The organism is Brachybacterium zhongshanense, from assembly GCF_055385755.1.
The window spans coordinates 747,732-761,204 of sequence record NZ_AP043790.1 but is presented as its reverse complement, the minus strand read 5'-3'; the positions used below and the strand labels follow the sequence as shown (position 1 = coordinate 761,204).

Below are 13,473 nucleotides of genomic sequence, written 5' to 3'. Positions count from 1 at the left end.
CGGCGTGCCGACCCCCGAGGAGCCCATGCTGACCGCCGTCCCGCATCTTAGTGCACCGTGGTCGGGAGACTCTGAGTCCGGCTTCCTCCGTCTGGTCCCGGGCGCCGCACCGCCACCGTCGATCGATCCGCTCGCCCTCCGCCGCCGCGGCGAGCTCTTCTCCGCGGTCCTCGAGACCCCCGACGAGATCCTGCTGATGACGGACCATCTCCGGTCCTGGCCCCTCTTCTACGGAGTCCGGGACGGGACGGTCCACATCGGCGAGGACGCCTTCGCGGTCGCCGACGCCCTCGGCGGAAGGGTGCTCGACCGGGAGGCCGCGGCCGAGTTCCTCCATACCGGCTACGTGCTCGGCGCCCGCACCCTGTTCGACGGCGTCGCCCAGGTCCCCTCCGGGACGACCGTCACGATCGATCGCCGCACCGGCGAGGTCGCGTCCCGCCTCGAGCGACGGCTCGAGCTCTCCGCGCCGCGCGCCTCGTCCCTGTCGCAGTTCTCCGCGGACTTCGCCGAGGTGCTCGACGCCGAGATGCAGAAGCTCTACGCACGGGCGGACGGGCGCACCATCGCGCTCCCGCTGTCGGCGGGCCTCGACTCCCGCCTGCTGGCCTCCCTGCTCGCGCGGGACGCCTATCCGAACGTCCTCGCCTTCACCTACGGACTGCACGGGATCCCGGAGGCCGAAGCCTCCTCCCGCATCGCGGAGAGCCTCGGCCTGCCCTGGACCAAGGTGGAGTTCACCGCGGAGCAGCTCCGGAGCGCCTGGGCCTCCGCCGAGACCGCGGGCTTCCTGCGGACGGGATCCGGCGGCGCCTCGCTGCCCCATGTCCAGGACTGGTTCGCCATGCGCGAGCTCACCCGCACGGGCGCGCTCGCTCCGGGGAGCATCGTGATCCCGGGGCACACCGTCGTCAGCTCGGCCAAGGACGAGCCGTTGCGGTACGGGCGCCCCGTCACCCCGGCCTCCGTGGTCGAGTGCCTCGAGCCCTGGCACTTCGCGCTGCGCTCGAGCTCCCGTCTGGCCGTGCGCCTCCCCTCGGCGGTGAGCGAGCTGCGAGCCTTCTTCAGCGAGGTCGACCTCGCGGGAGACCGGCGGTCGACGATGGACGCGGTGCGCTGGTTCTGGCAGCGCGAGCGGCAGGCGAAGTACATCCTGAACTCGATGCGAGGCTACGAGCACGTCGGACTCGAATGGGCGCTGCCCATGCACGAGCTGCCGGTCTGGGAGGCGTACGAGAGCGCGCCCGACGAGGCGATCGCCTCGCGGGACTGGTACCGCGACCTGACCGAGACCCTGTACACGCAGGTCAGCGGAGTGCCCGCACCGTCCTCGGCCCGCCGATCCGCGGATCGCACCTGGGCGCGTCGGGCGGCGACCTCCCTCGCTCGTCGCACGGGGATCCCGGAGCTGCGCTCGCGCGCGCGCCGGGTCCACGCCGTGCTCGACCATCCGCTCGGCTTCGACGTGCTGATCACCGGAGCCGACCGCTCCCGCATCGCACGCCGGACGATGCAGGGGATGACGCCGCTCGGCGAGTACGCGGAGCTGTTCCTCGACGACCGGTGGGTTCCCGGCAGCGACCTCTTCGCATCGCACGACGGATGAACCCGCCATCGCAGCGGGATCGGCATCGACCCGGGCATGGCGTGGCGTGACGTGGACGAGCGCCACCCGGGAGGGCGCTTCTCCGAGGGGCCCTCCCGGTAGGCTCGGGTCGGCCTCCTCCGGCAGGAGGCACCAGTGATCTTTCGGAGACGGAGTACCGCGCTGATATGACGAACGAGAGCTCGCGCGTGGCGCTCACCACGGCGCTGCTGGCGATTCCGCCCACATACTTCGTGACCGCGCACGCCGAGTCGCTCCTGCGGCGGGGCGACCGATTCGCGTTCCACGCGGTGCCGCTGGCCGCGTCGGTCGCCCCGGGGGCGACGGACGTCGCCGTGACGCCCGCGCTGAGGGGGCCGCTCCCCTACTCCGTGCAGAAGCCGCTCGCGAAGCTCGCCATGCCGATCCAGATCTCGCTCATGAAGCGGATGCGGCCGGATCTGATCCATCAGCACCACGGCACCTGGAGCGGAGGCGCCGTCCGCGCCGCTGCGGACCTGGGAGTGCCGCTCGTGACGACCCTCCATGGCACGGACGTGGTGCACGCCGGGCGCGAGGCGCCGCGAGGCCTCCAGCGTGTGCACGCGCGGCAGGTGCGAGGAGCCTTCGAGAGCTCACAGCTGCTGCTCGCGGTGAGCGAGCATCAACGGCGTCGTGCTCTCGCCGCGGGAGCCCCCGCGGACCGGCTCCACGTGCACTACCAGGGCGTCGACACGGATTTCTTCACCCCGGACACGACTGCCGCCGCAGGGTCCGAGAACGCGGGCGCACGCCCCCTCCGCCTCCTCTACGTCGGCGCGCTCATCCCCCGCAAGCGGGTCGACCTCGTCATCCGCGCTTCCCAGGAGCTGGCCCGGGAGGTGCCGCATGAGCTGGTGATCGTCGGCAGCGGGCCCCTCGAGCAGGAGCTCCGCGCGCAGTCCGCCGAGGATGCGCATATCCGCTTCGCCGGGCCCACCGACCGGGACGGGGTGCGCGCCCACCTGCGGGAGGCCGACGTCCTCCTGCTCCTCTCCTCTGCCGAAGGCGCCGGGCTCGTGCTCCTGGAGGCGCAGGCCTGCGGTCTCGCCGCGATCGTGACCGGCGGCGATGGCAAGGCCGAGATGGTGCAGGACGGCGTCTCCGGCGCGGTCCTGCCCGCCGATCCCGAGCCCGCGGAGGTGGCACGGGCGCTCCGCGACTGGCTGCCGGACTCCACCGCGATGCGCTCGCAGATCGGCGCTGCGGCCCGGGCCTTCGTCGTCGAGGAGCGGAGCGTGGAGGCGGGAGCGGATCGCCTCGCGGCGTTCTACGAGCAGCTCCTGCGCTGAGCGCCCCGGAGAACGAGGATCGTCGGAGATGGAGAAGGGGCCTCCGCTCGCCATCGGCGAGCGGAGGCCCCTTCTGCGGAGAGCGTCCTGCCCCTCGCATCGGATGCGTCAGACGCGTCAGACCTCGAGGGTCACCACGCGTCCATCCCGCGCGGAAGCGAGGACCGCCTCGACGGCGCGCACGGTGTGCAGTCCCTCGCGCATGGTGACGATGTTCGAGCCGTCCCCTCGCACCGCATCGCGGAAGGCCTCGTGCTCGGTGCGCAGGGGCTCCTTGCGCTGGATGGCGTACCGGATCGAGTCGCCTTCGCTGACGCCGCGGAACGATGCCATGGACTCCCACAGGTTGGTGGCGTTCTCGCCGTTGGCGTGGAAGGTGAGGTCGGCGTTGATCGTGTCGCCCACGAGCGCGCCCTTCTCGCCCGTGACGACGGTGACCCGCTCCTTGAACGGGGAGAGCCAGTTGACGATGTGGTTGGTGATCGTGCCGTCGGCCAGGCGCCCGGCGATCGAGACCATGTCCTCGTCCTCGCGGCCCGAGCGGCGGGCGCTGGTCGCGCCGACGCTCGCATAGGGCGACTGGGCGACCCAGGCGGTCAGATCGAGATCATGGGTGGCGAGGTCCTTGACGACGCCGACGTCGGCGATGCGGGCGGGGAACCCGCCCTGACGGCGGGTGGCGATCTGGTAGATCTCCCCCAGCTGTCCGTCGGCGATCCGACGGCGCATCTCCTGCAGGGCGGGGTTGTATCGCTCGATGTATCCGACGGCGCCGACCAGCCCCGCCTGCTCGAACGCCGCGGTGATCTCCTCCGCCTCGGCGATGTCGAAGGCCAGGGGCTTCTCGACGAGGGTGTGCACGCCGGCCTCGGCGAGGCTGAGCGCCACGTCGCGGTGGAACTGGGTGGGCACCGCGACGACCGCGTAGTCGATGCCCGCGGCGATCAGGGCGTCGACGTCCGGGAGGATGTCGTATCCGGGTGCCGCGCCATGGGGGTCGCCGTACGCGTCGGCGACCGCGACCAGCTCCACGCCGTCCAGGCCCATGAGGTTGCGCGCGTGGTGACGTCCCATCATGCCCAGGCCGATCAGGCCCGCTCGCAGTGCGCTCCTGCTGCCCATGCTCACGCCCCCGCCTTCGCCACGATGTTCACGGCCTCGACGATGCGCTCGAGGTCCTCCTGCACGAGGCTCGGGTGCACCGGCAGCGAGAGGACCTCGCGGGCGAGGACCTCCGTGACCGGCAGCTCGATGTCCGCGCGGAAGGTCTCCAGGCGGTGCACCGGCGTCGGATAGTAGACGCCGCAGCCGACCTGGTGCTCCTCGCGCAGCGCCGTCGCGAAGGCGTCGCGCTCGTCGGCCGAGGCGCCGACGACGCGGATCGTGTACTGGTGGTAGACGTGCTCGGCGCCCTCGCGGACCACCGGCGTCGCGACGCCCTCGAGGTGCGCGTCGAGGTGGGCGGCGTTCGCCTGCCGGGTCGCGGTCCATCCGGGCAGCTTGGTCAGCTGCACGCGGCCGATGGCCGCGTGGATGTCGGTCATGCGGTTGTTGAAGCCGACGACCTCGTTCGCGTACTGCTTCTCCATGCCCTGGTTGCGCAGCAGGCGCACCTGACGGGCGAGCTCGGGCGCCTCGCAGGCGACCATGCCGCCCTCGCCGGAGGTCATGTTCTTCGTCGGGTAGAGCGAGAACATGGCGCCCTGGCCGAAGGAGCCCACCGGGCGGCCCTTCCAGGTCGCGCCGTGCGCCTGGGCGGCGTCCTCGAAGATCCACAGGCCGTGCTCGGCGGCGATCGCCAGCAGCTCGTCCATGGGCGCCGGGTGCCCGTACAGGTGCACCGGCTGGATGCCCACGGTGCGATCCGTGATCGCCGAACGCACCGCTTCGGGGTCCACGCAGAACGTCTCGGGGTCCACGTCGACGAACACCGGGGTGCCTCCCGCCGCCGCCACCGAGTTCGCCGTCGCCGCGAAGGTGAACGACGGGACGATGACCTCGTCCCCGGCCTTCAGACCGAGCGCCAGCATGCCGAGGTGCTGGCCGGAGGTCCCGGAGTTCACGGCCACGCATTCGCGACCGGCGACGAGGGCCGCCGAGAACTCCTCCTCGAAGGCCTTCACCTCGGGCCCCTGGGCGACCATCCCGGAGGCCAGGACACGGTCGACCGCGTCCCTCTCCTCCTGGCCGATGATCGGTTTCGCCGGCGGGATGAAGGCGCGCTGCGCACTGCTCGAAGTGTTCATCGAGTCGTCACGTCCTGTTCGTCGAGGTCGTCGAGGTCGGGGAGCTCCGCGGGGCGCGGGGCGTCCACCACGGGGCGGGTGGCGAGCTGCAGCCCGCCGCTGGTCTCGTCGGGTATGTACCACTCACCGGTGGTGGGGCAGACCCAGGCGTCCGTGCCGTCGGAGGCCTCCAGCAGCTTCTCGCCGGACCGGCCCACCCAGGCGATGCGCCGGGCGGGCACGCCCGCCACGAGCGCGTGCGGAGGGACGTCCTTCACGACGGTCGCGCCGGCGGCGACCATCGCCCAGGCGCCGATCCTCACCGGTGCCACGCAGACCGCGCGCGCCCCGATGGAGGCGCCTTCGTCGCAGGTCACGCCCACGGGCTCCCAGTCGGAGGCGCTCTTCGGGGTCAGATCGGGGTTGACCGCCCGCGGGAAGTGGTCGTTCGTGAAGACGGCCGCAGGGCCGACGAAGACCCCGTCGGCGAGCTGCGCCGGCTCGTACACGAGGGCATAGTTCTGGATCTTGCAGCCGCGGCCCATCCGCACTCCGGACCCGATGTAGGCACCACGGCCGACGACGCAGTCGCGTCCCAGCTCCGCGCCCTCCCGGATCTGCGCGAGGTGCCAGACCGAGCTGCCCTCGCCGATGGTCGCCTCTGCCGAGATGTCGGCCCCGGGGGCCACCCGGTAGGCAGGGGTTTCATTCATGCGCACGACGATACCCCGCCCTCTCGGGCCCTCCTGGGACGAGGCTCCCCTCGGAGATCCCCTCAGCGCGTCCTTCAGAGGGCCGCTCGGACTCGGGGTCGGCGCGGGGCGGCGAGCAGCCAGTCGGGGCCCCAGCGGTCGATCACGGCATCGACGGCGAGGGAGAGCGCGAGCGCGATCACGACGACGGCAGGGATCAGCAGCAGCGCCGCCGTCGGCCCCCCGATCCCCCCGGGGACCGTCCAGCGGAACGCCACCACCGCACCGATCAGGACGATCGGATGGACCAGATAGATCACCAGGGTGCGCGAGCCGACGTACTCCCCCGCCCGGGCCACGGACGGGATCCGGGCGAGGACCGGCAGGAGCAGCACGCAGGCGGCGATGCCGCTGATCGATGCGCCCAGCTCTCCCGCGCGGATCACCGGATGCGGCAGCGGCGCCTCCATCACCAGGATCGCGAGCACGGCGAGCAGCCCGAGCAGGGCGGCACCGACGGCGAGGCGCGGCGCGGTCCTCTCCGGTGTCCGCTCCGTGCCCCACTGTCGGATCCGCGCGGAGAGCACCAGGCCGAGCAGGTACCACAGGGCGTTGTCGGCCAGCTGGAACGCCCCGTAGGCGAGGTCCCCGGATGCACCGACGGACAGCAGTCCGTCGCGCGCCCAGGGCGCCGCGAGATAGGCGATGAGCGCGATCAGGAGCATGGCGCGCGGATGTCCCGAGCCGCACCGCCCCAGCAGGAAGAAGATCGGGAGCACGGCGATGAACCAGTAGGGCGAGGCCAGCACCAGCATCCCGGTGATCTCCCCGGCGATGAAGCCCCCTGGGTCGCCGGGCGCGTAGCGGGGCCAGCCGAGGACGGCGAACAGCAGGCTCCACAGCAGGTACGGCCACAGCGGATCCAGGATCCGCGGGCGCACCGTCCGCCGGAGAGGACGGCGGGACGCCGAGGCCGCCAGCACGCCGGCGATGACGAAGAACAGCGGCATCCGCAGCGGGATCAGAGCGAGGTTCGCCCAGCTCCAGGCGCTGGCGGCGGCTCCCTCTCCGAGCAGCACGGCGCCCGAGGAGACCGCCACGTGGTAGAGCACCACGAGCACGATGGAGATCGCCCGGGCGAGGTCGAGCCAGGCGATGCGCCCGGCGGTCGGGGCGGGCGTCATCGGGAGGCCCGCAGCGCCTCCCCCTTGCGGACGGCGATCTCGCGCAGCTCCGCCTGGAAGGCGACCATGCGCTCGCGCAGCTCTGCGGCGCGCTCGTCGCCGCCTGCGGCGAGGATTCGCGCGGCCAGGAGGCCCGCGTTGCGGGCACCGCCGATGGAGACGGTCGCGACGGGCACCCCGGCGGGCATCTGCACGATGGAGAGCAGGGAGTCCATGCCGTCGAGATGCTTCAGCGGCACGGGCACGCCGATCACGGGAAGCGGCGTGAGGGAGGCGAGCATGCCCGGCAGATGCGCCGCGCCCCCTGCCCCGGCGATGACGACCCGGAGGCCGCGCTGGGCGGCGCTGCGGCCCCAGGCCACCATGTCCTCGGGCATGCGGTGCGCGGAGACGACATCGACCTCGACGTCGATGCCGAACTCGGCGAGCGCCTCCTCGGCCGCCCTCATCACCGGATAGTCGGAGTCGGAGCCCATGACGATTCCCACGAGGGGGCGGGCGGTCTGCTCTGCAGCCTGGCCTGCGGTCTGCTCGGTCATCGGGTCTCCGTCCCCGTCGCGGCCGCAGGGCCGTCGACGATCAGCTGCTCGGCGCGGTGTGCTCGCTCGAGGAGGTCGTGGGGGTCGTCGCCCAGCAGGGTGACGTGGCCGATCTTCCGGCCGGGGCGCACGGACTTGCCGTACAGGTGGATCTTCAGCTCCGGATCGGCGGCGAGAGCGGCCTCGGCGCCGGGCAGGAGGTCCTCGGCCTCGCCGCCGAGCAGGTTCACCATGACAGCGGCCTCGGCGCGCGGCTCGGCGGATCCCAGGGGCAGATCGGCGACGGCCCGCAGATGCTGCTCGAACTGGCCGGTGACCGCCCCGTCCATGGACCAGTGCCCGGTGTTGTGCGGACGCATCGCCAGCTCGTTCACGCTGATGGTCCCGTCCGCGGTCTCGAAGAGCTCGACGGCGAGCATGCCCACGACGTCGAGGTCCCGGGCGATCGCGAGGGCCAGGGACTGGATCCGCTGCTGCGCCTCGTCATCGAGACCGGGAGCGGGTGCGACGACCTCGTAGCAGACTCCGTCGCGCTGCGTGGACTGCACGACGGGATAGGCGATCGCCTGGCCTCCGGGCCGACGGGCGACCTGCGCAGACAGCTCGCGCACGAAGGGGACGAGCTCCTCGGCCAGGAGCTCCTCGTGGGCCTCGAACCAGTCGGCGACCTCGGCCGCCCCGGTGATGATCCGCACGCCGTGACCGTCGTAGCCACCGCGAGGGGTCTTCACGACGAGGCGTCCCCCCGCCTCGGCGATCGCGGCGTCAAGCTCCCCGGCATCCCGGACCCGCCACCAGCGCGGGCACGGATGACCCAGCTCGCTGAGGCGCTCGCGCATGGTCAGCTTGTCCTGCGCGTGCACGAGCGCCGACGGGCCCGGGCGGACAGCGGCGAGGCCGTCGGCCTCGAGCTCCTCGAGGATCGCCGTCGGCACGTGCTCATGGTCGAAGGTGAGGACGTCGACCGCCTCGGCGAGCGATCGCACGGCCTGCTCGTCGTCATGGCGCCCGAGGACGACCGAGCCGGCGACCTGGGCGGCGCTCTCGTCGGACGCGGTCGCCAGCACGGTGAGCGGGATGCCCAGCTCGATCGCCGGGCCGAGCATCATGCGGGCGAGCTGACCGCCGCCGACGACCCCGATCCTGCGTGCTGCGGCCGCGGCTCCCGACGGCTCCGGCCCGGAGCGTGTCGGGGTGGGGCGCGTCGGGACGGAGCTCGTCGGGACGGGGAGTCGAGGAGTGTCGGAGCTGTCAGGCACGGCCGACAGTCTAGGCGGCACCCCGGGCCCTCCGCTCCCGAGTCCGGATGCGGGGGCCGTCTCAGCTCGCGGGCGCAGCCTCAGCCCCGGGGGTGGCGGTGGCGACGACGGACGACGGATCCCTGCGCGAGCTCCCCGTCGGCGCGCCGGGAGATCGCGGCCCGCGCGGCGGACGCCCGGGCGGCCGGACCGCGGTGCCCGCCGTCGGCCTCCGGGTCCGACTCCGGCAGCTCCTCCCCTGGCGCCGAGATGAGGAAGACCCCGAAGGTCGCGGGACGCTCGGTCAGCAGCTCGAGACGACCGCCGTCGTCCTCGACGAACGTGCGCGCGAGCGCCAGCCCGACGCCCGTGCCCTGCGACGAGGCGCCGGAGACGGAGCGCTCGAACACCATCTTCCCGAGCTCCGCGTCGATGCCCTCTCCCTCGTCGCTGACCTCGATCACCGTCGAGTGGTCGTTGCGACGCACCTTCACCGTGGTGCGTCCCCCACCATGGACCAGGGCGTTCTCGATGAGAGTGGCGACGACCTGCGTGAGCGGGCCCGTGGAGCCCCAGACCGCGGCGCTGCGCGGCACCTGGATGTGCAGTTCGCGCCCGGCACGGCGATACGCGGGGGACCACTCCTCGCTCTGCTGGGTGAGCATCGCGCGCAGGTCCACCACCCCGGGGCTGCGGCGCTGGGAGGATCGGGGAGCATTGATGAGGTCATGGACGACCTCGGTGAGGCGGTCGATCTGCTCGAGGGAGATGCGAGCCTCCTCCCGCACCCATTCCTCGGAGCTCGTCGCGAGGATCTCGTCCAGGCGCATCGACAGCGCCGTCAGCGGCGTGCGCAGCTGATGGGAGGCGTCGGAGGCGAGTCGGCTCTCCGCCTCCAGCCGTTCGGTGAGCATGGCGCCGGAGCGGATCAGCTCCTCGGCGACGTCGTCGATCTCGGAGATGCCCGAGGGGATCCAGGGGCCGCGGGCACGGCCGCTGCCCATCTCCTCGGCCCGTCGGTTCAGCCGCGCCAGCGGCATGGAGATCCGCTGCGCCTGCCACAGCGCGATCGAGGCACCGATGGACAGGGCGGCCAGGCCCGCGACGCCCAGCACGACGCTCGCGCTGGCCGTGTGCGCGCGCACGTCGGACTGCGGGATCGAGACGACGATGAAGGTGTCCGTCCCCTGCGCGGTGGCCGTGAGGGCGTTCTCGCCGGGCGCCTCGCCCGCAGTGATGGTGTCACCGTCGAGCGTCACCGAGATCGAGATGTTCAGGTCGGTCTGCGCATCCACGTGACGCTGGAGCATGGCCTCGTCGATGGGCCTGCTGTCGCTGCGTCGCTGCTCGGTGTCGGTCCGGACCTCCTCGAGGATCGTGTTGGCCTGCGAGCGCAGGGACTCCTGGGTCAGCTGCAGCCACGAGTACACCAGCGGGATCCCGAGCATCAGGACGACCATCAGCACGGTGATCATGGTCGCCTGCAGCACGCGCTGCCGCACGCGTCAGCTCCCGTCGCCGGTCTCGAACCGGAATCCCACCCCGCGCACCGTCGTGATCCGACGCGGATTGGTGGCGTCGTCCCCGAGCTTGCGCCGCAGCCACGAGATGTGCATGTCGAGGGTCTTGGTGGAGCCCCACCACTCGGCACCCCATACCTCGCGCATGAGATCGTCCCGGGTGACCACGCTGCCGGCCTCCCGGACCAGCACGGTCAGCAGGTCGTACTCCTTGGCCGAGAGGCTCAGCTCCTCCCCGTCGGCATAGGCGCGACGGGCGGCGACGTCCAGAGTGACCCCGTTGATGTCGAAGCTGTCGCCAGACTCCTCGGCGGTCTGGGCGCGCCTCAGGAGCGCACGGATGCGGGCCTGGAGCTCGCCCAGGCGGAACGGCTTGGTGACGTAGTCGTCCGCACCGGCGTCCAGGCCCACCACGGCGTCGACCTCGTCGGCACGGGCGGTGAGGATCAGGATCGGGGACTCGAGGCCCCCCTTGCGCAGGCGGCGCGCGACCTCGAGGCCGTCCAGGTCCGGCAGGCCGAGATCCAGGATGACCAGGTCCACTCCCTCGGGACCGGCCGCGATGCCGAGGGCGTCCATGCCCCTCGACGCGCGCATGACCGTGTACCCCTCGCGGTCGAGCGCGCGGGACAGAGGTTCAGCGATGGCGGAGTCGTCCTCGACGAGAAGCAGTCGTGTCACGTCAGCCATCCTAAGCCGCACCCCCGCGGAGCCGGTGCGCGCTGGTCCCGCGCGGCATGTCCCCGGCTCCCACGCCCGACCTCACAGACCCAGGCTGAGCGGTGCGGAGCGGTCGCGCCGCAGCTCGAGCACGCGCACGGTGCCGATGCCGTGCAGCTCCTCGTCGTGCCCGCCGTCGACGTCGAAGCCCCCGGGCAGCGCCTCGGCCACGGCCCGGGCGGTGGCCTCGTCGACGACCACCGATCCCGGCCGGGAGACGGACTCCAGACGGGCGGCGAGGTTGACCGTCGGACCGAACACATCGCCGTAGCGGGAGAACATCGACCCCCAGCACAGGCCCACGCGCACGCCGGGCAGGTCGGGCTCTGCGGTGATGGTCTCGGCGAGGCTGACCGCGATCTGCGCACCGTCCTCCGGGGTGTCGGCGAGGAACATGATCTCGTCGCCGACGGTCTTGACCACACGACCGCCGCCGACGGAGATCAGGTCGCGGCTGATGGCCTCGAAACGGCCGACGACATCGGCCAGCTGGGCACCCGAGAGATCCTGCGAGAGACGCGTGAACTGGACGAGGTCCGCGAACCCGACCGCCCGCTGCAGGGGGAAGAGCTCATCGGTGTCGCGATGCAGCACCTCGGACCCGGCCCGGGCGGCATAGGCGGCCAGCTGGCGCCGGAAGGTGAACATGACCTGGGACTCGAAGGTCTCCAGGAGCTCCGGGACGGCGTCGAGCATCTGCTGGCGCGCCTCGGCGTCGTTCGCGCCGTCGGCGACCTTCGCCTCGTCGACCAGCGCCTCGGTGATCCACATGGCCAGGCGCCCCATATGGAATCCGAGGCCGCGGGTGATCGAGGCGAACGCCCGCTCGGAGAGGACGCCCTCGTCGACGATCGCGGCGAGGTCGCCGATGGCGAAGGCGTCCTCCTCGGTGAACACGACGGTGTCCTCATCCACCGGCGAGAAGCCCAGCGAGCGCCAGTAGACGCTGGTCAGACGTTCAGGGATGCCGTACTCCTCGGCGAGGTCGCGGCGGGAGTACTTGCGCGGCCCCTGCAGGAGGGCCCGCTCCAGGGTGCCCACGCTCCGCCTCACCTCGGCGAAGCGCCGGTTGAGGTCCAGCACCTCCTCCCCGCCCAGGGAGTCCGGCTCGAGGTCCGGGGAGTCCTCCGCGAGGTCAGGAAGATCAGGAGGATCAGGGAGGTCGCGATCGGACAGGCCATCGGACAGGCCGGACCCGGACGCCGTCGGCGCGCCGGAACCCGCCTCCGCCCTCTCGGACGAGGAAGCCCTCGTGAGCGCCTCGCGCTCGACATCGTCGATACCGCTGGTCACGCCGTACGTCCCTCCTGCTCGCCATGCTGGTCCTGCTGATCGTCTCCCCCTCCGGAGCCGCTCATCCTGCCGCCGCCCCCTCCACCCGGCCTGAGATGCCGCACGTCGCCGACATCCACCGGGACGAGCTCCCCGTTCGCACGACGGATCAGGAGCCGCCCTGCGGGATCGACGCTCTCGGCGACGCCGCTGAGCATCGCGCTCTCCTCCGCCTGCCCGTCCGACTCCCCGCCTGCAGGGGCGCCGAGAGGATCCACCCTCACGACCGCACCCAATGTGATGCAGATCATAGTGTAGCGCTCGCGCAGCCCCGTGGCGCATCCGTCTCCGTCCGCGGACGCGAGCGCCTCGAGCTCAGCCTCCAGGAGGTCCCCCAGGCGCTCGGCGAGCGCGATCCTCAGACCGTCCACGCGCCCGTCCGCCGTCGGCCTCGTCGCCGCGGCCTCCGCCGACTCCGGCCCGCGCTCCAGACCGCCGGGGCCCAGCAGCCAGGCCGTCCCGGGAACCGGCGCGCCGGAGCCGTCGAGCACCGGTCCCGCGAGGTTGATGCCGATGCCGAGCAGGACCGTGTCCTGACCGCGGCCCTCGACGAGGATCCCGCCGAGCTTGCGCCCTTCCCGGGTGTGCAGATCGTTCGGCCACTTGAGTCCGAGTGCGGGCCGCGCCGACGGCACGAGCTCCCCGATCGTCTGGAGGGCGGCGACGCCCACCGCGATCGGGAACCAGCTGCGCGCGGCCACCGGCAGCCCCGTGCGGTGCACGAGGGTGAAGGCGAAGGAGCCGGCCGCGGGGGACTCGAAGCGGCGCCCGAGCCGCCCGCGCCCCGCCGTCTGCTCGGAGGCGAGCACGGCGAAGGGCGTCGGCTCCTCCAGCCGCAGGAGCTCGTCGGCGACATCGAAGGTGGAGGTGACGCGGGTGCGCTCGTGCAGGGCGATCCGGGTCGCCGGATCTCGCGGTGACGCAGTTCTCCCTGTGCTCTCCTCGCGCTCCACTGCCCTGCTCCGTCCCTCGTCATGAGATGGCTCCGGGGCGCTGAGCGACCGCGCGCGGCGTCCAGGGGCTCGGCCCTCGGCGGCCACCAGTAGCGTAGTATCCCCGTGTTCATCCCCAGGATCGTCGCGGCCCCCAGGGCCGCAGTTGGAGGCT

At 72.3% G+C, this 13,473-nt stretch carries 12 protein-coding genes; 2 read left to right on the top strand and 10 right to left on the bottom strand.

Annotated elements, in window-relative coordinates; genetic code table 11:
- Window positions 1–25: 25 nt before the first annotated feature.
- Both ACZ5AJ_RS03425 and ACZ5AJ_RS03420 read left to right on the top strand, forming a co-directional pair.
- Window positions 26–1,606: an asparagine synthase-related protein gene (locus tag ACZ5AJ_RS03425; RefSeq protein WP_464137082.1), complete on the top strand. Its 1,581-nt coding sequence runs from the start codon at window positions 26–28 to the stop codon at window positions 1,604–1,606.
- A 167-nt stretch (window positions 1,607–1,773) separates the two neighbouring features.
- Window positions 1,774–2,916 carry a glycosyltransferase family 4 protein gene (locus ACZ5AJ_RS03420; RefSeq protein WP_464137081.1) on the top strand — a complete coding sequence of 381 codons (1,143 nt, stop codon included), beginning with the start codon at window positions 1,774–1,776 and terminating at the stop codon, window positions 2,914–2,916.
- Window positions 2,917–3,033: 117 nt separating this feature from the next.
- On the opposite strand, the gene ACZ5AJ_RS03415 is transcribed toward ACZ5AJ_RS03420, so the two are convergent.
- The 10 genes from ACZ5AJ_RS03415 to ACZ5AJ_RS03370 all read right to left on the bottom strand — a co-directional run bounded on the left by ACZ5AJ_RS03415 (window position 3,034) and on the right by ACZ5AJ_RS03370 (window position 13,319).
- Entirely contained in the window at window positions 3,034–4,038 is a 1,005-nt protein-coding gene (locus ACZ5AJ_RS03415) for a Gfo/Idh/MocA family protein (protein WP_464138685.1), read from the bottom strand.
- A gap of 2 nt (window positions 4,039–4,040) precedes the next feature.
- Window positions 4,041–5,162, bottom strand: coding sequence for a DegT/DnrJ/EryC1/StrS family aminotransferase (locus ACZ5AJ_RS03410; protein ID WP_464137080.1), 1,122 nt, complete (start codon window positions 5,160–5,162; stop codon window positions 4,041–4,043).
- Window positions 5,159–5,854, bottom strand: coding sequence for an acyltransferase (locus tag ACZ5AJ_RS03405; protein ID WP_464137078.1), 696 nt, complete (start codon window positions 5,852–5,854; stop codon window positions 5,159–5,161). Before ACZ5AJ_RS03405 ends, ACZ5AJ_RS03410 begins: the two co-directional genes overlap by 4 nt.
- Window positions 5,855–5,928: 74 nt before the next feature.
- On the bottom strand, window positions 5,929–7,017 hold the full coding sequence (locus ACZ5AJ_RS03400) for an acyltransferase family protein (protein ID WP_464137076.1): 1,089 nt from the start codon (window positions 7,015–7,017) through the stop codon (window positions 5,929–5,931).
- On the bottom strand, window positions 7,014–7,556 hold the full coding sequence (gene purE, locus ACZ5AJ_RS03395; RefSeq protein ID WP_464137075.1) for a 5-(carboxyamino)imidazole ribonucleotide mutase: 543 nt from the start codon (window positions 7,554–7,556) through the stop codon (window positions 7,014–7,016). The genes ACZ5AJ_RS03400 and purE overlap by 4 nt, the downstream gene beginning before the upstream one ends.
- Window positions 7,553–8,665 (bottom strand): 5-(carboxyamino)imidazole ribonucleotide synthase, encoded by a 1,113-nt coding sequence (locus ACZ5AJ_RS03390; RefSeq protein WP_464138683.1) that lies wholly within the window; start codon window positions 8,663–8,665, stop codon window positions 7,553–7,555. The genes purE and ACZ5AJ_RS03390 overlap by 4 nt, the downstream gene beginning before the upstream one ends.
- Before the next feature lie 230 nt (window positions 8,666–8,895).
- Complete coding sequence (locus ACZ5AJ_RS03385) at window positions 8,896–10,296, bottom strand: ATP-binding protein (protein ID WP_464137073.1); 1,401 nt, start codon at window positions 10,294–10,296, stop codon at window positions 8,896–8,898.
- 3 nt (window positions 10,297–10,299) lie between these two features.
- The gene (locus tag ACZ5AJ_RS03380; protein ID WP_464137072.1) at window positions 10,300–11,004 is read right to left on the bottom strand and encodes a response regulator transcription factor; all 705 of its coding nucleotides are present in this window, start codon (window positions 11,002–11,004) and stop codon (window positions 10,300–10,302) included.
- Window positions 11,005–11,076: 72 nt separating this feature from the next.
- A complete protein-coding gene (locus ACZ5AJ_RS03375; RefSeq protein WP_464137070.1) occupies window positions 11,077–12,327 on the bottom strand; it encodes an adenylate/guanylate cyclase domain-containing protein in 1,251 nt (416 codons plus the stop codon).
- Window positions 12,324–13,319 (bottom strand): biotin--[acetyl-CoA-carboxylase] ligase, encoded by a 996-nt coding sequence (locus ACZ5AJ_RS03370; protein WP_464137068.1) that lies wholly within the window; start codon window positions 13,317–13,319, stop codon window positions 12,324–12,326. The genes ACZ5AJ_RS03375 and ACZ5AJ_RS03370 overlap by 4 nt, the downstream gene beginning before the upstream one ends.
- Between the last annotated feature and the right edge of the window lie 154 nt (window positions 13,320–13,473).

Bases quoted from the DNA above. Each gene is read 5' to 3' on its own strand.
- ACZ5AJ_RS03420 (WP_464137081.1), top strand. From the start codon at position 1,774: ATGACGAACGAGAGCTCGCGCGTGGCGCTCACCACGGCGCTGCTGGCG.
- ACZ5AJ_RS03425 (WP_464137082.1), top strand. From the start codon at position 26: ATGCTGACCGCCGTCCCGCATCTTAGTGCACCGTGGTCGGGAGACTCT.
- ACZ5AJ_RS03390 (WP_464138683.1), bottom strand. From the start codon at position 8,665: ATGATGCTCGGCCCGGCGATCGAGCTGGGCATCCCGCTCACCGTGCTG.
- ACZ5AJ_RS03415 (WP_464138685.1), bottom strand. From the start codon at position 4,038: ATGGGCAGCAGGAGCGCACTGCGAGCGGGCCTGATCGGCCTGGGCATG.
- ACZ5AJ_RS03380 (WP_464137072.1), bottom strand. From the start codon at position 11,004: ATGGCTGACGTGACACGACTGCTTCTCGTCGAGGACGACTCCGCCATC.
- ACZ5AJ_RS03410 (WP_464137080.1), bottom strand. From the start codon at position 5,162: ATGAACACTTCGAGCAGTGCGCAGCGCGCCTTCATCCCGCCGGCGAAA.
- ACZ5AJ_RS03400 (WP_464137076.1), bottom strand. From the start codon at position 7,017: ATGACGCCCGCCCCGACCGCCGGGCGCATCGCCTGGCTCGACCTCGCC.
- purE (WP_464137075.1), bottom strand. From the start codon at position 7,556: ATGACCGAGCAGACCGCAGGCCAGGCTGCAGAGCAGACCGCCCGCCCC.
- ACZ5AJ_RS03405 (WP_464137078.1), bottom strand. From the start codon at position 5,854: ATGAATGAAACCCCTGCCTACCGGGTGGCCCCCGGGGCCGACATCTCG.